General features: G+C 59.5%; 21 protein-coding genes. 8 read left to right on the plus strand and 13 right to left on the minus strand.

The window, feature by feature from the left end; translation table 11 throughout:
* Positions 1-3: 3 nt before the first annotated feature.
* From RY113_RS10765 to RY113_RS10775, 3 genes are all read right to left on the minus strand, one after another.
* Positions 4-1,536 (minus strand): APC family permease, encoded by a 1,533-nt coding sequence (locus RY113_RS10765; protein WP_110105782.1) that lies wholly within the window; start codon positions 1,534-1,536, stop codon positions 4-6.
* Positions 1,533-2,492 (minus strand): universal stress protein, encoded by a 960-nt coding sequence (locus RY113_RS10770; RefSeq protein ID WP_315914531.1) that lies wholly within the window; start codon positions 2,490-2,492, stop codon positions 1,533-1,535. The genes RY113_RS10765 and RY113_RS10770 overlap by 4 nt, the downstream gene beginning before the upstream one ends.
* 74 nt (positions 2,493-2,566) lie before the next feature.
* A complete protein-coding gene (locus RY113_RS10775; protein ID WP_315914532.1) occupies positions 2,567-3,946 on the minus strand; it encodes an NAD(P)/FAD-dependent oxidoreductase in 1,380 nt (459 codons plus the stop codon).
* Between the two features lie 146 nt (positions 3,947-4,092).
* On the opposite strand from RY113_RS10775, the gene RY113_RS10780 reads away from it, so the two are divergent.
* The gene (locus tag RY113_RS10780; RefSeq protein ID WP_315914641.1) at positions 4,093-4,776 is read left to right on the plus strand and encodes a TetR/AcrR family transcriptional regulator; all 684 of its coding nucleotides are present in this window, start codon (positions 4,093-4,095) and stop codon (positions 4,774-4,776) included.
* Between the two features lie 115 nt (positions 4,777-4,891).
* Here the strand turns inward: RY113_RS10780 and RY113_RS10785 are convergent, their stop codons facing one another.
* The 3 genes from RY113_RS10785 to RY113_RS10795 all read right to left on the minus strand — a co-directional run bounded on the left by RY113_RS10785 (position 4,892) and on the right by RY113_RS10795 (position 7,476).
* A complete protein-coding gene (locus RY113_RS10785) occupies positions 4,892-5,704 on the minus strand; it encodes an ABC transporter ATP-binding protein (protein WP_315914533.1) in 813 nt (270 codons plus the stop codon).
* Positions 5,705-5,713: 9 nt separating this feature from the next.
* A complete protein-coding gene (locus tag RY113_RS10790) occupies positions 5,714-6,739 on the minus strand; it encodes an ABC transporter substrate-binding protein (protein ID WP_315914534.1) in 1,026 nt (341 codons plus the stop codon).
* A gap of 68 nt (positions 6,740-6,807) precedes the next feature.
* Positions 6,808-7,476 carry an ABC transporter permease gene (locus RY113_RS10795; RefSeq protein ID WP_315914535.1) on the minus strand — a complete coding sequence of 223 codons (669 nt, stop codon included), beginning with the start codon at positions 7,474-7,476 and terminating at the stop codon, positions 6,808-6,810.
* A gap of 541 nt (positions 7,477-8,017) precedes the next feature.
* Here RY113_RS10795 and RY113_RS10800 point away from each other — a divergent pair.
* The 5 genes from RY113_RS10800 to RY113_RS10820 all read left to right on the plus strand — a co-directional run bounded on the left by RY113_RS10800 (position 8,018) and on the right by RY113_RS10820 (position 11,823).
* Positions 8,018-8,392 (plus strand): hypothetical protein, encoded by a 375-nt coding sequence (locus RY113_RS10800; protein ID WP_315914536.1) that lies wholly within the window; start codon positions 8,018-8,020, stop codon positions 8,390-8,392.
* Positions 8,393-8,404: 12 nt separating this feature from the next.
* A complete protein-coding gene (locus RY113_RS10805) occupies positions 8,405-8,674 on the plus strand; it encodes a transposase family protein (protein WP_315914642.1) in 270 nt (89 codons plus the stop codon).
* Positions 8,675-8,740: 66 nt separating this feature from the next.
* A complete protein-coding gene (locus RY113_RS10810) occupies positions 8,741-9,019 on the plus strand; it encodes a hypothetical protein (protein WP_315914537.1) in 279 nt (92 codons plus the stop codon).
* 208 nt (positions 9,020-9,227) lie between these two features.
* Positions 9,228-9,650, plus strand: a complete 423-nt coding sequence (locus RY113_RS10815; protein ID WP_315914538.1) for a DoxX family membrane protein — start codon at positions 9,228-9,230, stop codon at positions 9,648-9,650.
* A 574-nt stretch (positions 9,651-10,224) separates the two neighbouring features.
* Positions 10,225-11,823, plus strand: coding sequence for a stealth conserved region 3 domain-containing protein (locus RY113_RS10820; protein ID WP_315914539.1), 1,599 nt, complete (start codon positions 10,225-10,227; stop codon positions 11,821-11,823).
* A 61-nt stretch (positions 11,824-11,884) separates the two neighbouring features.
* Here the strand turns inward: RY113_RS10820 and fdhA are convergent, their stop codons facing one another.
* Both fdhA and RY113_RS10830 read right to left on the minus strand, forming a co-directional pair.
* A complete protein-coding gene (fdhA, locus tag RY113_RS10825) occupies positions 11,885-13,096 on the minus strand; it encodes a formaldehyde dehydrogenase, glutathione-independent (protein ID WP_315914540.1) in 1,212 nt (403 codons plus the stop codon).
* Positions 13,097-13,274: 178 nt separating this feature from the next.
* Entirely contained in the window at positions 13,275-13,751 is a 477-nt protein-coding gene (locus RY113_RS10830) for a MarR family winged helix-turn-helix transcriptional regulator (protein WP_315914541.1), read from the minus strand.
* A 115-nt stretch (positions 13,752-13,866) separates the two neighbouring features.
* Between RY113_RS10830 and RY113_RS10835 the strand changes: the two genes are divergently transcribed.
* Entirely contained in the window at positions 13,867-15,288 is a 1,422-nt protein-coding gene (locus RY113_RS10835; RefSeq protein WP_315914542.1) for an MFS transporter, read from the plus strand.
* Positions 15,289-15,391: 103 nt separating this feature from the next.
* Here RY113_RS10835 and RY113_RS10840 read toward each other — a convergent pair whose 3' ends face one another.
* From RY113_RS10840 to RY113_RS10860, 5 genes are all read right to left on the minus strand, one after another.
* Complete coding sequence (locus RY113_RS10840) at positions 15,392-15,901, minus strand: mycothiol transferase (protein WP_315914543.1); 510 nt, start codon at positions 15,899-15,901, stop codon at positions 15,392-15,394.
* A 70-nt stretch (positions 15,902-15,971) separates the two neighbouring features.
* Positions 15,972-16,622, minus strand: a complete 651-nt coding sequence (locus RY113_RS10845) for an LUD domain-containing protein (RefSeq protein WP_315914544.1) — start codon at positions 16,620-16,622, stop codon at positions 15,972-15,974.
* Entirely contained in the window at positions 16,619-18,157 is a 1,539-nt protein-coding gene (locus tag RY113_RS10850; protein WP_110105771.1) for a LutB/LldF family L-lactate oxidation iron-sulfur protein, read from the minus strand. The genes RY113_RS10845 and RY113_RS10850 overlap by 4 nt, the downstream gene beginning before the upstream one ends.
* A complete protein-coding gene (locus RY113_RS10855) occupies positions 18,154-18,951 on the minus strand; it encodes a (Fe-S)-binding protein (RefSeq protein ID WP_315914545.1) in 798 nt (265 codons plus the stop codon). The genes RY113_RS10850 and RY113_RS10855 overlap by 4 nt, the downstream gene beginning before the upstream one ends.
* A 90-nt stretch (positions 18,952-19,041) precedes the next feature.
* Positions 19,042-19,497 carry an Lrp/AsnC family transcriptional regulator gene (locus RY113_RS10860; protein WP_315914546.1) on the minus strand — a complete coding sequence of 152 codons (456 nt, stop codon included), beginning with the start codon at positions 19,495-19,497 and terminating at the stop codon, positions 19,042-19,044.
* 117 nt (positions 19,498-19,614) lie between these two features.
* Here RY113_RS10860 and RY113_RS10865 point away from each other — a divergent pair, with 117 nt between their 5' ends.
* Positions 19,615-20,337, plus strand: coding sequence for a LysE family translocator (locus RY113_RS10865; protein ID WP_315914547.1), 723 nt, complete (start codon positions 19,615-19,617; stop codon positions 20,335-20,337).
* The last annotated feature ends 31 nt before the right edge of the window (positions 20,338-20,368 follow it).

Here is a 20,368-nt window from a genome sequence, read left to right on the forward strand (position 1 = left end):
CGGTTACGGGTTATAGGGCTGGCTGGCCCGGCTCAGGACTTGGCCCTTGAAGAACTCGGGGCTGCGCTTGTACATGATGAACATCAGCACCACCCCCAGCAAGAGCACCCCACAGCCCAGGATGAACACCAAGCCGAGCCCGCCAATGTTGGAGCCGGAACCGTAAGCGGGATCCATGGAGTCATAGGCGGTCTTGAAGAACATGACCAGCAAGATCACGCCGCCTACTAGTGGGGCCAGGAACTTGAACACAAAATTCTTTGCACCGTGAAAAGCTTCTGCCCGGAAGTACCAGACACAGGCCAGCGCGGTGATGCCGTAGTAGAAGCAGATCATCATGCCCAAGGCCGTAATGGTGTCCCACAGAGCATTCTCGGACAGTGTCCGGGTGACGATGTAGAACGCTGCTGCAGCAATGGCGGCGACGATCGTGGCATACCCCGGGGACTTATAGGTGGGGCTGATCTTGCCAAAGCTCTTCGGTAGGGCTTGGTAGTGTCCCATTGATAGCAGCGTCCTGGCTGGGGAGACAAAGGTGGATTGCAGTGATGCGGCGGATGAGCTCAAGATGGCCAGTGACATCAAGATGGCAAAGGGTCCCATGACTGGCCCTGCCAACACAGCAAAGATGCTGTTCTGATTCTCTGGGTTTCCCGCGCCCAGACCGGTTGTTCCAATCCCGGCGAAGGACAAGGTAGCCAAAGAAACCGTCATGTAGATCAAGACAATCACCACGATCGTGACGGTGGCGGCCCGCCCTGGGGTTTTCTTCGGGTTTTTTGTCTCCTCGTTCATGGTCAAGGTCACGTCCCAGCCCCAGAAGATGAAGATGGACAAGGACACTCCCGCAGCAAATTGGGAGAAGGATTCAACCGCGAAGGGGTTGAACCAGTCGGCCGAAATGGTAGTGGCGTCAAAGGCTGTGCCATTGGCAACGTGCGCGAAGGCCGCAATCGCAAACCAGCCCAGCACCAGCAGCTGAAATGCCACCAGTATGTACTGGAAGGATTTGGTTGTTTCCATGCCCCGGTATGAGATCCAGCAGGCGCCGGCAATGAAGACCAGCGTGGTGGCAATGTTCAAGGGCAGGATGCGGGTCAGATCAGCTAGGCCCGGATTGCTGAAGATCTGCGCCAACATTAGATAAAAGAAGTCCACCGCAACGGCAGCCAGGTTAGAGAGCACAATGATGGTGGCAGCGATCAGTCCCCAGCCACCCATCCACCCCAGCCATGGACCAAAGGCGCGCGATGCCCATGTGAAGGAGGTGCCGGCGTCGGGCATGGCATTGTTCAGTTCCCGATAACCAAGGGCCACCAAGAGCATGGGGATGAAGCCTACAAGGAAGATGGCAGGTAGGTGCACCCCCACTTCCGAAACGGTGGGGCCCAGAGCCGCGGTGAGCGTATAGGCCGGAGCGATGCAGGAGATACCTATGACTACCGCGCCAATCAGACCAACCGAGCCGGCCTTGAGGCCCTTCTCGCTCAGCCCGTGATCTCCCGTGGCATTCCTTACTGTGTCCCGAGAACTCATTTGCCTGCCTCTTTTACTTCCGATGTGGGGGCAACCGATGATGGCCCCGCGGGGTCAACCACGGGAACCTGGCTGGTTTGGAGCAGATCATCCGCAGTTCCCGCATAGTCTCGAGGAACCACGATCATAGGCACAGGCAGGGCGCGCAGGATGCGGTTGGCCGTGCTGCCCAGGAATATGGACTTACCTTGTGCTAGCCGGCTGGATCCGATGATCAAGATCTCACCCTTCTTCCAATGCAGGCCATCAACGGCGTCCTCAATGGTCCGCCCGCTACCGACCACAACTTCGATGTCCAGTTGCGCCAACAAGTCCGCATCGAGCGCTGCACTGGCATCGACGAGCCCATGCAAGTGCTTGCTGGCATCCTCTACTGTGGTGCCGCCGTCATCGTTGCCAAGGGCTACGAGGGAAACGAGGCGCAGCGGCAAGCCGCGGCGCCTAGCCGTGGTGAGCCCCACCATGAGCACTTGTTCGGCACCCTCACGCGAACCAACGGCGCAGGTCAGGCGGGTAATGGGCTCAGTGCGGCTATAACCGGCGGGAGCCAAAACCACAGGAACGGCCGATGCGTGCAGCAAGGCACTGGCCACCGAACCAACGGTGAAACGTTTGAACAGGCCTGTGCTGCTGGCGCCGATGATCAGCGCCGAAGCGTGGAGGTCTTTGGCTGCCTCGATCAAGGCGCTAGCTTCAGATTCACCCCGGACCACGTGCGCCGTGGCCACAACGTCGGAGGGGATCAAGGCCAAGCCTTCCTCCAGCCACTGACCAACCTGCTGAGCCAAAATGTTTTCAAAGCCCGCCGCGGGCGGGTAGACACCGTTGTATGGCGAATCCTCAGGCATCACCATGACAAGGTCCAAGGCGGCCCCTTGGCGGCGGGCCAAGGCAACCGCTAGGTTGACGGCATCGCCGCCACGGCCGTTGGCCGTATATCCAACTACATACCGCATAAAGGGTCCTCCTCAGGACGTCATTGTCATTGTGGTGCCGGGGATGCCGGGCGGGGCCAGCCCGCCAACGGTTGCTACACCAGTTCTGCGATCAGCTTCGCTGCAGTGTCCTGGCCCATGCGCACAGCCCCGTCAACGTGCTGGTAGCCCTCTGCTGCGAGGTCGGAACAGGACCAGTGGATGGGCCCAACGGGTGTCAGCTGATCGGCGCCATAGCGGTGCAGACCGCCCAGATCGTAGCTGGAAGCGTAGGCGCCACGGGTCCACTCCTCCGAGCCCCAATCAGATTCGTAGTAGACCACCGGCTCGGCTGCTTCATCGCCAAGGAATTCGGCGAGGGCTGCTGTGATGGCCTTCTTGCGTTCTTCAGCGCTGAGGGTGAAGACGTAGTCAGCTTTTTCATCGGAGATGAACCCCACCAAAGTGCCGCGGGGATCCTCGTGGTTCGTGTTGTCATACACCTCCTGAACCAGGGAGGAAGCGCTGAAGCCGGTACCGGAGAGTCCGTCCTTACGCCAGAACGGGGTTTCGTACACGGCGTGAACCTTGATCACGAAGCCCAGGGACTGGTGCTGGTGCATCTGGTGCTGGCGGCGCGGCAGCGGCGGGTCGAAGGAGACGCGGCTGTACAGGTTTGGCGGGACGGCCATGACTACGCGCTTGGCTCTCACGGTGGCGCCGTCGGCAATCACGGTGGCGCGGTAGCCGCCGTCGGCCTCTTCCCAGCGGATGGTGCGGGCCGGGGAGTTCAAGATAACGTCCTCACCCAAACCGGCAGCTATGGCGAGGGAGAGTCCCTGCATGCCGCCGATGACCCGCTTGTCCAGGATGAAATTGTCATCAACTAGGTTGCTGAAGGAGCCTGCCGAGGCGGCCATGAGCACGGCCTGTAATGCGGAGAAGGCGTGGGCGGGCTTGGTGAGCATGCCGCCGGCAATGAACAGGCCAATGTTGTTGCAGGCCTCCTCATTTTCGGACTGGCTGCGCAACCAATGGTGGAAGGAGATGATGTCCAGCTCGCGTGCCGCCGGGTGCTCCCAAGGTTTGGCCGGGTCCATGGCGGCAGCGAGCGCGTCTAGGGTCTCGATGAGCTTGTTCATCGCAGCCTCGGTTTCGGCGCTGACGGGGAACATCTCACCGGTGTAGCGGGTGCGGGTGCCATCCGGCGCCAGGTAAACGCTGTCGCCGTCGCGGTAGCGGGGGTAGGTGTCCAGGCCGAGCTCGTCGAGTAGACCAATCAGCGCAGTCTGATCCGGGGAGACCCACTGACCGCCAATTTCCAGCCAAGCGCCGTCGATCGTGTTGGACCAGGTGCGCCCGCCCACGCGATCCCGCGCCTCAAGAACGGCCACGCTCAGGCCAGCCTTTTTCAATTCGCGTGCTGCGGTGAGCCCTGACGGTCCTGCGCCGATGATGACGACGTCGCGGTCCATGCTGATTGTCTCGGATGTCATATTTCCCTCTCCTGCGAAGCTGCTCGTGACAGGCTTCACTAAATGAATGCCGTTCATTTAGATTAGACTGTAACCGACATCACCGCCTCCCGTAAAGAGGGTGGAGTAAAAATCTTGCGCCGTTGCGCACGGAAGGGGACGTGACCTTGGGCTCAGCTGCAGGCGCACCCACCCATGCACGACGCCGGGCAGGGCGCCCACCACAGGCGGTACTCAGTTCCGCTCGCATCACCAAAGCTGCACTGAAGCTGGTTAGCGCTGACGGGTACAAGGGCCTGACCATGGCGGCGCTCGCCAAATCACTGAATGTGGCCCCCTCGGCGCTGTATAACCATGTCCGCTCCAAGCAGGATGTGCTGCTGCTGGTGGAGGATCACTTGATGGGCCGGGTGGATGTCACTGCTTTTGGGGTGGAACCATGGGCGGAAGCCGTCAAGATTTGGGCGCATTCCTACCGTAATGTTTTTGCCGCGCACTTGCCGCTGATCCCTGTGATTGCACTGCTGCCGGTCACCAACGCACCCGCCACAATCACCATGTATGAGGCCGTTACGAAGGGCTTCCTTGCGGCCGGCTGGCCCTCGGATTCCATCATTGACGCCGTAGTGGCGCTGGAGTCATTCATTTATGGCTCCGCCTATGATGTCAATGCTCCCGCTGATATTTTCGACGCCGGATCCTTGGCCCCGCAGGCACCTCACTTTGCCGCCGCGGTCAACCAGCGGCGAAATCAGGGCGGTTTCAACGACGCTGACGCAGCTTTTACGCTGGGCCTGACCGCTATGGTGGCCGGACTTGCCGCGAATGCTCTAGGAACCAGACCCACATAGAGGGAGGCGCACGGGAAGCGTTACGTACCCTAGCTAGGGAAGACACGGAAAAGTCCGACGGCGGTTGTCTCATCTTAGTGAGGCAACCGCCGTCGGACTTTTCGCTTCTCCAACTTCAGTCTTCTGCGTGCGTGGCACCCAGCAAATCGCGAACTCGAGCTGAAATATCACCAAATTCGGGCAGCGCCAACGTTTCACCAAAGTCTCTATTGTTGCCGAACGGAACCTCAATAATCTCTTGGATCCGCCCGGGCCTCGGGCTCATGACAACAACCCGGTTGGCCAAGTAGACCGCTTCCGAAACCGAGTGAGTCACCAAAATGACGGTGGTACCGGTTTCACGCCAGATACGGTGCAACTCAATATTCATCTTCTCGCGTGTCAGCGCATCAAGTGCACCAAATGGTTCGTCCATGAGGAGAACATCCGGTTCATGCAGCAACGCCCGGCACAAGGAAACTCGCTGCTGCATGCCGCCCGAAAGCTCGTGCGGCAGTGATTTTTCAAAACCGGTTAGACCTGTCATGGCAATCAAGTCATCGGCCCGCCGATTGGCATGAGCCTTGTCCATACCCCGCATTTCTGCCTGCAATAGTATATTGGCGCGCACATTTCGCCACTCCAAGAGAGCCGCCCGTTGAAATACGTAGCCAATGTCCTGCCGGGGTCCCGTTACATCAGAACCACGGAGGCGCACCGATCCGCTAGTGGCACGTGTCAGCCCGGCCACCACCTTGAGCATGGTGGACTTTCCACAACCGGACGGGCCTGCGATAGATACGAATTCTCCCTGCCCAATGGCTAACGAGGCGTCCTCAACAGCCACCACGCGGTGGCCGCGCTTTGACGAAAACGTAACGTTCAGATGCTCAATTTCAACCACTGGCTCCAGTTGCAGGCTGGATTTCTCAGGTGACATTGCGGTCATGACAATTCCCTACTTAGGTGCGAATGCTGCGTTGAAGTATTTGCTGATCTCGCCAGCGGATTCGATCAATCCGGCATCCGCAAGTGTCTTGATAGTGGACGTCCAGTCTTCGTCAGCATTGGCCCCTGGACGCTTACCTTCGGTATTGGCGGTACTCAACAATTTGATGGTCTGCTTCCACTGCTCTTGAACCACTTCCTGGGCCGGGATCTGCGGGTCCTTGCCGTCCATGGCTTTGGCTGCCTCCTCTGGGTTCTTAATGGCCTCTTCGAATGACTCTGAGACAGCGGCCACCATGGCCGTGGCCAGGTCCGGGTTCTTGTCCAGGAAACCGTCGGAGGCCACCAGCCCGTTGGAGAAGAAGTTCACACCCGCGTCGGCGTAGCGTAGATAAGTCACATCTTTGCCACTCTTGGCCGCGATGGTGGGGCCCTGGTCGTGAGCGAAACCGATCAATCCATCCACCTTGCCGGAAAGCATCGCTGCCATCTTGCCTGCGGCATCAAGGTTCTGCTGTTTGACATCGCTTTCCGCTAGTCCGGCAGCCTTAAGGAAGATCGGGAAGGTAGTAGTGGGGGCGTCGCCCGCCGAAACCGCAATGGTCTTACCTTTTAGGTCCGCGGGTGTCATGATACCGGAGTCAGTAAATACTTGAACAGCCGACGGAGTGGTTTGCAAGAAGACGCCAATACTCTTGACCTTCACACCCTTATCTATATTAGCCAGCAGAGCGGGGGTATCGGCCCACCCGAAATCGACTTGATCCTGGCCAGCAGCCTGGACGGTTTTCGTGGAACCCTGCCCAGCCTTGATGGTTAGATCAATCCCGTGCTTCTTGAAAATTCCCTTTTCCACACCGTAGTACAGCGCCGCATGCTCCCCGTACGGGTACCAGTTGAGCATCAGTGTGGCCGCAGTTGGACCGCCTTCTTCAGGTATAGGTTTGGCGGGGCCATTGCCACCACAAGCAGCGAGGCCCAGTGCAGCCGCTGCCGCGAGGGAAGTAGTCAGGACAGAGCGACGTGAAATGTTCATTGTTTTCTCCCAAGATGAGTTACTGAAGGTGCTATTTGAACTGCCTACCAAGTCAAGGAAACGTGCAATCAGCCAGCCGTCGCAGCAGAACCGGTGATACGCCGGGATGAGTGCCAAGGGATCAGGAACCACTCGGCAATCTGAATCAGCGCAAAGAGAAGTATCCCCATGAGCGACATGATGATGAGCGCCGCAAAGAGCATTGCCGTGTCGATGTTCCCGTTGGCCTGCAAAATGACATATCCGAGCCCTTCGTTGGCTCCCACAAATTCACCAACGACGGCGCCCGTCACGGCCAAGGTGGCGGCCACCTTCAAACCCGAGAACAGCTGAGGCAAAGAAGCCGGCAACCGCACCTTTAGGAACGTCTTGATGGAGCTGGCTCCCATGGTGGAAGTGAGCTCCAAAATTTCAGGGTCAACCGATTTCAAGCCAGCCATACCGGATACCACAATGGGGAAGAACGCCATGAGGACGGCAATGACAATCTTCGGTTCCATTCCAAAGCCCAGCCACACCACGAAGAGGGGTGCCACAGCAATCTTTGGAATAACCTGGGCGAACAAGATTAGCGGGTATGCGGTTTTTTCGATGGTCTTCGAGTAGATCATCATGACGGCAACCAGTTCACCAATGACCACGGCAATTGCAAAACCGATGATTGTTTCAATGGCCGTGACCCAGGTGTGGGTGCTCAAGTATGCGGCGTTGTCCACCATGGTGGTCCAGGTGTCCACTGGGCTAGGCAAAATATATGGTGCGACCCAACCGTTTTCAGTTACCACCCACCATGTACCGAACAGGATCAAAACAAAGGTTGCGGGCCGCCAAAGGTCCAACAGCCAGCCAAAAACAGCCGGCGGCTTTTTCAATCGCGGTGCTGGCACAACGGGTGACGGCCGGCTCACCTCATCGGCTGACGAATTTACCACTTCGCTCGCAAGCTGCATTGCCATAACCCTTACTACTTTGTGAGGACAAAACTTGATCTCAATTCGCCGGAATATAATCTGGGAAAGCGCTGTCCCGGTACGGAAGAGACTATGTGCCAAACATCACAAATGTCAATCAAGCGACGAGACTCATCTAAAGTGCTCGCGAAATCTCTGGTGCATGTTCGGGTGCTTTGGTGTGCTGGAGGGATGGACTATGGGATGTCGTTGTCTGCGCGTAGGGAAATTACGATGAAGGAAGCCGGGGAGTATTCTCGGGCTTCGAAGAAGGCCAAGGGTGAGATCCTTGACCGGTTGATAGTTGAGATCGGGTGGTCTCGGGCGAATGCCCGCCGGCAGCTCGGCAGAGCCTTCAAACGACGGGGGCCAGCCCTGCGGGAAATACCTGGCCGCGGTCATGGGGACGACGCTGGCCAACATGGAATCTCACATGGGTTCCGGCGCGTTCGGGCGGGTCCGCTCTCGCCACAGCGCCGAGGTCCACGCGCAGTTGCTGGCGATGAGTGCGGCCACGATCGACCGATTGCTGGCACCGTTCAAACTCTCGATGTATCCGGACGGGAAATCCACGACTCGGTCGCGGCGGAATCAGTACACCGAGGTCATACCGATCACGTCCCGGATCCCGCCCATTGACTGGCAGCCCGGCATGGTCGCAATCGATACCGTCGCTCATTGTGGCAACAGTGCCAAGGGTTAGTACGCGTTCACACTGACCGTCACTGATCCCGTTACCGGGTGGACGATCAACCGGGCGATCAAGAACAAAGCCGCTAAATGGGTGGTCGCGGCGATGGAAGAAATCCAGGACGAATTCCCTTACCCCATCGATCATGTTCACTCCGACAATGGGTCTGAATTCCTCAACGAGGCAGTCACTACGTGGTGCAATACCCACAACATTCGCATGACCCGCTCCCGGCCCCACCACTCGAACGACAACCCGTTTGTTGAGCAAAAGAACGGTGCCATCGTGCGCTGATCCGCGTTCAATTACCGTTACGACACCGAGGTTGAACTCCACCTACTTAACGAACTCTGGCCGCTAGTGAACGCGCGCAAGAACCTGTTCCTGCCGACCAAGAAAGTCACCGGATACCACCTCAGCGGTAAAGAGAAATCGGTGCGCAGCTACGACGATCCACGCACCCCAGCCCAACGGATCAAAGACACCGGGATCATGCTCGAACCCCAACGCCGCCACTTGGAGGAGCTCTACGCCAGCCTCGATCTGGCCGATCTCACGAACCAGATCAATGAGATCCAGCAGCGACTGATCCGGCTGGCCGCGGCCAAGACATACTCCCAAACACCCCACGCCGCATGAGCATTACGCGAGCACTTTAGATGAGGCACGCAGTACTCACTTGGCGAGCATATTGACATGAGGCACCACGTCAAGTGACGTCTGGCTCTTGAGTCAGACCCGGGAAGCGGGACGTACCCTAGCCAGGAAACCATGGACCGCCATAAGGTGAAAGCATCAACACCACAGCTTTCAGCAGCACCAACTTTCACCACCACAGGAGAAAACCATGGGATTCAGCATCAGCAATGCCGCACTGCGACTCGTCTCTGGAGCGTTCATCCTCAACTCCGGCATTGGCAAGCTCAAGATCACTCCCGAACACGCCGCCGGATTGCAATCAGCGGCACAACAGGTATTCCCCCAAGTGGCCGCCTGGAAGCCCGAGCAATTCGGCTCTCGGCTGGCCTATACAGAGGTAGCCTTGGGAGCTTTCATCCTGGCCCCGTTTGTCTCCAGCCGCCTGGCCGGGCTGGCACTGGGCGGATTTTCCGGCGGGCTCGTGGCCACGTATCTGAAATCTCCCGGCATGACCGAGCAAGATGGCATCCGCCCTACCTCTGCCGGAACAGCTATGGCTAAGGACTTTTGGCTGGCCGGAATCTCCCTAGCGCTGCTCTTCCACCGCAAGAAGAGTCCGCAGAAAGATTGAGCCACCTACCGGCGCAGTACTTCACGCCCAGATCTAGCCAGAACACCCCTCCTATAGCCCGTTGGCCACTCCGTGGAACATGGCCATACAAACGCGACCGGCAGCCGTGGTGGAGGCCGCTCAGGCCTCAGATGTTATGGTCGCCCTGAAATTTGGGGCCGCCAACGGGATGCCAGTCGCCTTGTAGGCAACCGGCCACGGCACACTCCGATGCGGAGCTCTTCTGAGGGGTGCGCGGCGGCAAAGGCTCCGCCGCCGAACGTTCAGCTCTCCTGTCAGGTCCCTATTGAAGCGGCCAACGCCATGCTGGAACTCGCGCGGCCGGACAGCGCCTCACCCCATGTGCTGGTTGAAATCCGTCAATTTGGCGGGGCTTTTGCACAGAGGAACCCGAAGTACCCAGCGCACTGTGCCACAGGGAAGCAGGGTTCGCCCAAAACTACACTGCCCCAGTACTGGAGAAATTATCCGCCCTTGCCCGCCACCTCGATCCGGAGCATGTATTCCGGATCGGGCAGGTGCCAACGCGGTAGGCTCGGAGTTGGCCTGTCCCGCCAGCCTCCAGGAGAATGCCTTGCCCAGCCAGCCCACAGCCCGCAACGCAGCCGCCCATGACGCTGCCGCGACCAAGCCGGCCGCGACCAAGCCGACAAGCAAAAAGTCGGCTGCCTCGGAAGCCATTCTTGCCCGCACGGATATTGTGAGAAATCGCGGCCGGCTGACACTGCTCAATACTGCCGGGCTCACGCCCCAAGAAGCAATGGTTCTGGATCTCCTTGCGGTTCGCCGGGCCTTGGATGAAGGCGGAATTGAATACCTGCTGGTCCGGGGCAATGACGCACGCCCCGTCCTCGCGATCGATACCTCCCTACGCGAGAAGCTGCGGGAGTGCCTGGTTGCCGCCTTTGCCCGGGAGCCCTTCCATGCGCGCAGTGTTGACACTAGGAAATCCACTGTCTTGGTTGCCGATGGCCTGCTCGCCAAGGAGCCCAAGACACGGATTATCAGACTTTTCCGTCCCCGGGTGGCTCCCCTTGGCGGCCTGTATTACGGGGCCGCGTGGGGTGTCCAAATTGAGCTGTGGGCATTTTCACCCACACACATCGGCCTGCCCGTGGAGAACTCGCTCACGCGCCGAAACGTTGAACGCCGTGACGCGCGGCCCAGCACGGTGGAACTCCATGGCAAGTGCTGGCCCACCCTAGAAAACATGTTCATTGACCACGCCTTCGACATCCGTTTTGACATTGACATGGTGTTTTCGTGGGTTGACGGAAGCTCCGAAAATTACCAGGTGGCACGGCGAGAATTGGAGTCCGGGGCCGTACTGGGTGAGGGCGATGCCCACGCATCACGCTTCCGTCACGTGGACGAGCTCAAATACGCTTTACGTTCCGTGCATTTGTTCGCCCCGTGGATCCGGCACATCTACATTGCCACTGATTCTCCCGCCCCGGAATGGCTCGCTGAACACCCAAAAGTCACTCTGGTCCGCAGCCACGAGCACTTCGCGGACCCTTCCGTGTTGCCAACCCACAACTCCATGGCCGTGGAATCACAGCTGCATCACATCGAGGGGTTGGCCGAGCATTTTCTATATTCCAATGACGACATGTTTTTTGCTCGCCCACTCTCACCCGAGCTGTTTTTCACGACAGGGGGCATCAGCCGCTTCATGCTTTCCCCCAACCGTATTGGTCTGGGCGAAAGCGCCCAAGAACGCAGCGGCTTTGAGAATTCAGCCCGGGTCAACCGTAGACTTTTATGGGATCGATTCGGCGCCTTCACAACCCGCCACTTGGAACACAGCGCGGCCCCCTTGCGCAGGTCTGTCTTGACCCAATTGAACAAGGAATTTGAGCCCGAGTTTGCGGCAACCGCGGCCAGCACCTTCAGGGCTGCCAATAATATTTCCGTGACGAATTCGCTCTACCATTACTACGCCTTGCTGACCGGCCGGGCGGTCATGCACAAGGATGGCAGGGGTATCTATGTGGACACCGCCAACATGGCTGGCCTGACCCAACTCCCGCACGTGCTGGCCCGGCGCAATGCTGACTTTCTGTGCCTCAATGACGGCAGCTTCGGCGATGCCACACCAGAATTGCGCCGGAAACTTGTCACAGATTTCCTAGAGGACTACTTCCCGTTCAAAGCGCCGTGGGAAAAGTAACCGGATGCAAGCTGGCCCGGGCAACGAAACGCGTTTCCCGGGCCAGCGGTCACCGCCTGACTTAGTCCAGGTACCCGTTAGGGTTCAGGACATACTTGGTGGCCGCACCGGCGTCGAACTCGGCATAGCCGCGCGGCGCATCGGTGAGCGAGATCGCCTGGGCGTTGACGTTCTTGGCAATGGAGACCTTGTCATGCAAGATCGCCATCATGAGGCCGCGGTTGTACTTCATCACAGGGCACTGCCCCGTAGTGAAGGCCAGCGACTTGGCCCAGCCTGTGCCCAAACTCAGACTCAACGCACCCTTCTGCGCTGCCGTATCGATGCCGCCAGGATCACCTGTCACGTAGAGTCCCGGAATGCCCAAGGAACCACCTGCCGCGGTGATGTCCATGAGCGAGTTCAGCACGGTGGCCGGAGCCTCCCCCGCCCCATGACCGTGGCCCTTCGCCTCGAAGCCAACAGCATCTACGGCACAGTCAACCTCTGGAACACCCAGCAGTTGCTCAATTTGAGACCCCGGATCGCCATTGGATAGGTCAATGGTCTCGCAACCAAATGTGCGCGCCTGCGCCAACCTCTCCGCATTCATGTCTCCCACAATGACCACGGCGGCACCCAGCAAATGTGCCGAGGTGGCTGCGGCAAGGCCCACGGGTCCGGCACCGGCAATGTAGACCGTTGAACCAACCCCAACCCCGGCCGTTACCGCACCGTGGAACCCTGTCGGAAAAATATCGGAGAGCATGGTCAGATCCAGCATCTTCTCAAGTGCTTGATCCCGGTCCGGGAACTTCAAAAGGTTCCAGTCGGCGTAAGGGACCAGAACGTACTCGGCCTGCCCGCCTACCCAGCCGCCCATGTCCACATAACCGTAGGCACTGCCCGGACGGTCAGGGTTGACGTTCAGACAAATACCGGTCTTGCGCTCCTTACAGTTCCGGCAACGGCCACAGGCAATGTTGAAGGGCACGGAGCAGATGTCGCCCACCTTGATGAATTCGACGTCGGGGCCCACTTCAACGACCTCGCCGGTGATTTCGTGGCCCAGGACCAGATCAGCCGGAGCTGTGGTGCGTCCCCTGACCATGTGCTGATCGGAACCACAAATGTTAGTGGCCACTGTGCGCAAAATGACGCCGTGGGGAACCTTGCGTCCCACATTTGCCGGGTTGACGCCCGGCCCGTCCTTGAGCTCGAATGTGGGGTAGTCAATGTCAATGACCTCAACCACTCCGGGTCCCTTGTAGGCAACGGCTTTGTTTCCTGACATGGATATGCTTCCTATCTGTTAGTTCAGAAGGCGGCACTTGACGCCCTCTAGTGCAACGAGACACACCCCCAACGGCCGCTACAGGCAACTGCCACGCACACAACTACTTACGTGGCGAGAGCAGGGACGGTGGAGTAAAGCCCAGCCTAGGCCGGAAAAAGCAAATATGTAAGGAAAATCATGATGTGACGGCGCCGCGCGGCCAGGGGCTACCTTCCAGCCGCTCAACATCGCTGTTAAACTCCTGGAGTCCGGCCAGAAACTGTGCCCGGCGCGCCACCGGCCACTCCTCCATAACCCGCTCAATACCTTGGGCATGGATAGTGCGCGTCGCCTTCATGGCAGCAATCCCGGCTGGTGTGGGCGTCACACGGCGGGCCACCTCGCCGCTTGTATTTGGGGCATAGGCGAGCAATTCAGTGCGCAGCAGTGCCGCCACCTGACGGTGCACAGTGGAGGCATCCAACCGGAGCGCCGCGGCCAGCTCCTTGAGCGTCATGGGGGTAACATTTTCCAGCCAACTCAAGAGAACCATGGCCGAGCGGTCGAGGACTTCCTCGTGCCGGTGATACGGGCGCAGAGCATGCCGAGCCAGCAACATCAGCTCATATTCGAGCTGTTCCAGCACCTTTTCTTCGTGTAGCACAATCCTCATCTCAATAATCTTGTGTATGATGCATACTTATTGCATCATACACAAGATTGATTTTATCGGGAGCCCAGTGTTCAGTAGTAAAAACAAAAGTTCCACCCGCACACCTTCACCGGCCATGATTGTTGCAACGTTGGCGTTTTGCGGCATTGTTGTCTCGCTCATGCAAACGTTGATCATTCCGCTGATTCCCGAGCTGCCTAAGTTCCTCAACGCCTCCGCCACTGATGCCTCCTGGGCCATCACAGCAACGCTGGTGGCCGGCGCTGTAGTGACGCCCATCAGCGGACGTCTAGGTGACATGTTCGGCAAGCGCCGAATCCTGATCCTGAGCTTGCTAGCCATGGTGGTTGGCTCAGTGCTGTGTGCTCTAAGTGATTCGCTCTCGATCATCGTAGTGGGACGCACACTTCAGGGACTGGCCATGGGAGCCATCCCGTTGGGTATCAGCATCATGCGTGATGAGCTGCCGCCGGCAAAGGTGGGGCCTGCCATCGCCACCATGAGCGCCACCATGGGTGTGGGCGGGGCCATCGGTATCCCGTTGTCCGCCTTGATTGCCCAAACCGCCAACTGGCACATACTCTTCTGGGTTGCGGCGGGGCTGGGCCTTGCCTGCACGCTGCTCATAGCCTTTGTTCTGCCCGAATCCCCTGTTTTCACACCCGGCCGTTTTGATGGCTGGGGCGCTGCCGGACTGGCGGTAGGTCTGGTTGCACTGCTTGTACCTGTCACCAAGGGCAGTGAATGGGGCTGGGACAGCCCCCTAACCATCGGCATGTTTGTCGCGTCAGTGGTCGTCTTGCTCGTCTGGGGCTTCTACCAGCTTCGCACCACCAACGCACTGGTTGACCTGCGGGTTTCGGCGCGTCCGCGAGTACTGCTGACAAACCTCTCCTCCATCATGATCGGCTTCGCCATGTACGGCATGTCGCTGATTTTCATCCAGCTCTTGATGGCCCCGGCCGCAACCGGTTATGGGCTTGAACTGACCATGATCCAGGCAGGCCTGGCGCTGGCACCGGGTGGCATTGTCATGATGCTGCTCTCCCCCGTCTCGGCGAAGCTCTCCGCACGCCGCGGTCCGAAGGTGACCCTGACATTGGGTGCCCTCGTTATCGCAGCCGGATATGTCGTCGCCCTGTTCCTCAACGGCGCCGTATGGGAAATCATCGTCGCTTCCATGGTGATCAGCGCCGGCCTGGGCCTTGCCTTCGCCGCCATGCCGGCCCTGATCATGGGCGCCGTGCCCATTACCGAAACAGCCGCAGCAAATGGCCTCAACTCGTTAATGCGTGCCATCGGAACGTCCAGTTCAGCCGCCGTAATCACAGTGGTACTAGCCTCCATGAGCATGCAGCTTGGCCCGTACTCATTGCCCACCATGGATGCGTTCCGCGTGACATTCCTGCTGGCCATCGGCGCTGCTGTGGCCTCGGCCGTGCTCGCCGCCTGCATCCCCACAGGAGGTGCGGCGTCCTCCCATGCACCAGCTCATGGCACGACGCCGGCCGCCAAGTCGGGCGTGCCCGTCGCCTAACGTAGCGGCTTTGACAGCGCAGCTTCCCTTGGCAGCCACACACGCCGGGGGAAGCTGCGCTTTTGTGTTTTTTGCTCCGGCGCAGAGTCCCCGCAGATCCGCGTCAGAGAGTGGCGGGCAGGCCCTTGACGTAGGCCGCCTGCCCACCGTGCTGTACGCAGTCATCGACAATGCTGACGAGGCGGACCGCCAGCGTGACGGGTGGGTTCCACCTTGTGTCCACCACCCGATCCAGCTCAAAATTGGACAGTTCCCGGACGTAATCCAGGCTCTGAGCCAGGACGTTGTGGTGGTACTCCTGCAAGAGAGCCAAAGACTGTACACGCACCGCATCCACCTGCGCCGACGTGTGCCCATAGCCGTGATCGGCAGGGTCAAGCCCAAAGCCGAAACTCTCAGCATAGCCGCCCATGCTCCAGACAGACTCCAGGCCCGAAACGTTGGCAATCTGCTCGTCCTGTGCCCGGCTTAGATGCCATACGAGCCACGCGATGGAATTGCCTGTACCGCCGGGCCGCCAATTCGCCCGCTCCGGGCTCAGCCCGTCCAGAACCGCAGAGACAATTGTGTCAATCCGACCAAAAGCATCTTCCAAGAGCTGCGAAGTTTCCATAGGGGCCATGCTCCCACCACCGCCGGGCGCTGTCGAGGGGAAGTACGCCGGAGCCGCGGAGCGTCCTGGTTTATGTCAGGATGATGACATCCAGCGTGCGCGGACCGTGGACACCCTCAACCCGTTCAAGCTCAATATCACTCGTGGCGCTAGGCCCGCTGATCCACGTCTGCGGGCGGGTGGCTTCCAGGCGCGCAATGGCCTCGGGCAGCACCTCCACAATTTGGACCACCGTCAGGAGACATATGTGCCGGTCCGGAACCAGTGAGATGATGCGCCGGCCCTGATCCTCACTGCCGTCAAGCATGATAGTACCGGTCTCTGAAACTGCCACAGCCGAAGCAGTTACCACGGCGTCCACGGCATCCAACTCGGCGGTGGTGAGGCGATGCTCGGGTGAGTCAACATGGATAGCCAGCGCCCCGGCGTCGTTCTTCACAGCAACGTCTTTGAGCCGGGAAAGCCACGCCTGGGGCAGGCCGTGCGGCACCACAATCGAGGCCGATCCGGCCAGCAGTTCCGCCAGGCGCGCCGGGGCCTCAACGGCGGGCGTGAGGAACACGTTCGCCTTGTAGTCGATGAGCCGCTCCACGAGTTGCTCGAGCCGCTGCTCCGCGCTCATGTTCGAGGCGCGGCGGTACTCGCGTGGCACCACGGGAGTCTCGGGTGCATCGCGCAGTGCCGATTTGATCCTGGTCATGATCTCTTCGCGGGCGCTCATGCCTGCTCCCCTTCTGTGGTTCCAGCGCTGCTGTTTCCGGGTATCGCGGCGGCACCTGGCTGGTGTTCCTTGGCCCACCATTGGCGAAATGACTGGCTCGGCGGTGCGGGTATATCCCTGCTTTGCGTCCACCCACCAGCCAGTCCGGGAAGCTTCTTGATGACCTTGTCGCGGCCGGCGGCAAACTTGCCCAGAGGCAGCCCTTTTTCCAGCAGATTCAGGTGCGCACCGGAGGAAAACGCCCACTCGGCGCCCTTCATCATGAGGTCCATCTGGCTGGGTACCTTGAGCTTTGCACGTTGGGAGTCAACGTCCTCGCCGCGCAGGTGGACAAGGATTTCGGGGATGTTGATCTTCACCGGGCAGGCGTCAAAGCAGGCCCCGCACAAGGAGGAGGCGTAAGGCAGAGAGTTATTTTCTTCGCTCTTGATGCCGGTCATCAGCGGGGAGAGGATGGCGCCAATGGGTCCTGGGTAAGTGGAACCGTAGGCGTGTCCGCCGGTGCGTTCGTAGACGGGGCAAACGTTCATGCACGCCGAGCAGCGGATGCAGTTCAGCGCAGTCCGGCCGAACTCGTCGGCAAGTGCTGCGGTACGGCCGTTATCCAGCATCACCAGGTGCACGTTTTGGGGGCCGTCGCCGGGGGTGACGCCGGTCCACAACGAGGTGTAAGGGTTCATCCTCTCCCCTGTGGAGGAACGCGGCAGCAACTGCATGAACACTTCCAGGTCTTCCCAGCGGGGCAGCAGCTTTTCAATGCCCATGACGGTGATGAGGGTTTCCGGCAGGGTAAGGCACATGCGGCCGTTACCTTCGGACTCCACCACTGTCAGGGTGCCCGTGTCCGCCAAACCGAAGTTGGCACCAGAAATGGCCACTTTCGCAGAGAGGAATTTCTTACGAAGATGCGTGCGGGCAGCTTCGGCCAAACGCGCTGGTTCATCAGTCAGGTTCGGGTCCACAACAGGCATCTCGCGCAGGAAGATCTCCCGAACCTGGCTGCGGTTCTTGTGGATGGCCGGGACCAGAATGTGGCTGGGCTTGTCATGATCGAGCTGGACTATCAGCTCCGCAAGGTCGGTCTCATAGGCGGCAATGCCCTGCTCTTCGAGGTATTCATTGAGGCCAATCTCCTGGGTGGCCATGGACTTGACCTTGACCACCTCGGTTTCGCCGGTTTCACGGATAAGCGCGGTGACAATCTGGTTGGCTTCGTTGGCGTCGCGGGCCCAGTGGATGATCCCGCCGCGTGCGGTGAAGTTCGTCTCGAATTGTTCCAGCAGGGCCGGCAGGTTCGCCAGGGTGGCGTTCTTGATGGCGCTGCCAGCATCTCGCATGTCTTCCCAGTCGGGCAGCTCGGCAACAACTTTCAGCCGCTTGTCCCGGATGGTGTGGGTGGCGTGGCCCAGGTTGGCACGCAGCTGCTCATTGCCCAGTTCGCGGTGCGCGGCCTGCGGAAACGGCTCGGTCGCGTTGAGGTTACCGTGTCCAAAAACCGGAAGTGTAGGCATGCCCAGAAAAGTGTTGCTGCTCATCGCTTGCTCCCTGCCAATGTGACCTCGCCGGTGACGGTGATGGGGTTTTGAAGTGTGCTGGCCAGGATCTCGGCGAAGTGGAGGGTGCCCACGTCACTGCCTTGGCGAGACAGTCCGCCGCCAATGTGCATGAGGCAGCTGGCGTCGCCGCCGGAACACAGTTCGGCGCCGGTGCCACAAATATTGGCCGCCTTGTCAGCGTTCATGGCGGCGGAGACATCGGCGTTTTTCATGGAGAAGGTGCCGCCAAAGCCACAGCACTGATCCGCTTGCGGCAGTTCCACCATTTCAATGCCGCCCACGCTGGCCAGCAGGTTCAATTGGCGGTCTTCCAAGTGCAGTAGGCGCATGCCGTGGCAGCTGGGATGGTAGGTGACCTTGTGGGGGAAGTACGAGCCCAGTTGTTCAGCGGCGTTGGTTATGCCCAGGACATCTGTTAGCAGCTGGGACAACTCATACGTTTTTGCACCCACTACGGCGGCCCGGGCTTCCAATGCGGGGTCCCCACAACGGCGGGCCACCAGCTCATGCTGGTGCTTCACGCTGGCAACACAGGAACCAGAAGGCGCCACAGCGACGTCGTAATCCTGCGTGTCAAAGGCCTGAACATGGTTCGCCACCACGGCGTGGGCTTCCTTGAAGTAGCCGGAATTGACGTGCATCTGCCCACAGCAGGCCTGCCCCGCCGGGAACACCACCTCATGCCCCAGCCGTTCCAAAATGAGCACAGTGGCCTGTGCTGTGCGCGGATACATGGCGTCGACGATGCAAGTAGCGAAGAGCGCAATTTTCATGTTCTCCACTGTAGGCCAAAACACATTCAATGTGGACTGACCACACCCTAACTTTTGTCACGGCCTCTAACGCTGGTCCGTGGCGCAAGACTACAGCGGCAGTCCCGCACCCGGCTTGAGGTTTTTCATGACCAACGTTGAGCTCACACGCTGCACGCCGGGGAGCATGGTCAGTTCATTGTCAAAGCACTGCTGGTAATCGCTGAGGTCCTTCGCCATGACCTTGAGAATGTAGTCAGGGTCTCCGAAAAGGCGTTGGGCCGAGGTGATGTGCAAATTGGCCACAACCATGGCTTCGAACTCTTCGATGGTGGGGCGGTCCACGCGGGCCAGCGTGACAAAGACCAACGCTTCAAAGCCCAGCCCAACGGCGGCCGGATCAATGATGGCCCGGTAGCCGCTAATGACCCCCGACGCCTCCAAGTCCTTTAACCGGCGATGGCACGGCGCAACCGTCAACCCCACCTCAGAGGCGAGTGCGGTAGCGCTCTTACGGCCATCAGCTTGGAGCGTGCGCAAAATTTCTTTGTCTATAGCATCAATCACAGATATATCTTATCGCCATAACCACTATTGTGGGCGAAAAAGGTAAACACTTATGGCATAAATTTCCCTAAGATTGCGGTACCCATCAGCATCACCACAGCACGCAGCAGGAGCAGCATGGATCCGCAGGCCCTCACAGGCTTCCTTATAGTCGCCGTCACTCTGACATGCACCCCGGGCCCGGATTGGGCGTTCGCCATTGCGGCAGGCTTGAGCAAGCGCAGCTTTGTTCCCGCCGTTGCGGGGCTATCCTCCGGCTATGTGCTGCACACCATCTTGTTGGCGGCGGGAATTGCGGCATTGATGACTGCCATGCCCAGCTTGTTGCTCTGGCTGACCATAGCGGGGGCAATCTACCTTTTGTGGCTCGGGTTCATGACCACCAAGTCATGGCGTGGTGCCGGATTCCTCACCGTGGGACCCAACGGCGAACTGCCCGTGGATATGGCCGCCGGAAACTCCTTGCCAGCAGCTGACGCTCTTCGCAACCGTCCCGGATCTGAGTGGGGGGCGTTCCTGCAGGGCTTTGGCACCAGCAGCATCAACCCGAAGGGAATGCTGCTATTTGTGGCCCTGACGCCTCAGTTCATCAGGGCCGACGCCGCATTTTCGGTGCCACTGCAGTCCGCCATTCTGGGGCTTTCCTTTGTTCTGATGACCGCAATCATTTACACCTTCGTGGCAGCCGGCGCCCGTAAACTGCTGCGTTCACGCCCGGGTGCAGCCCGCGGTGTGACCCTCACCAGCGGCATCATCATGTGCGGGCTGGGAGGGGTGCTGTTGGTGGAGCAAATTGCCCCCGTGGCACAGGCGGCCAGCCAACTGCTGGCCGGAGGCTAGGCTCCCGCGCCTACGGACACTAAGTGCATTG

The organism is Arthrobacter sp. lap29 (genome assembly GCF_032458965.1).
GTDB classification, from domain to species: domain Bacteria; phylum Actinomycetota; class Actinomycetes; order Actinomycetales; family Micrococcaceae; genus Specibacter; species Specibacter psychrochitiniphilus.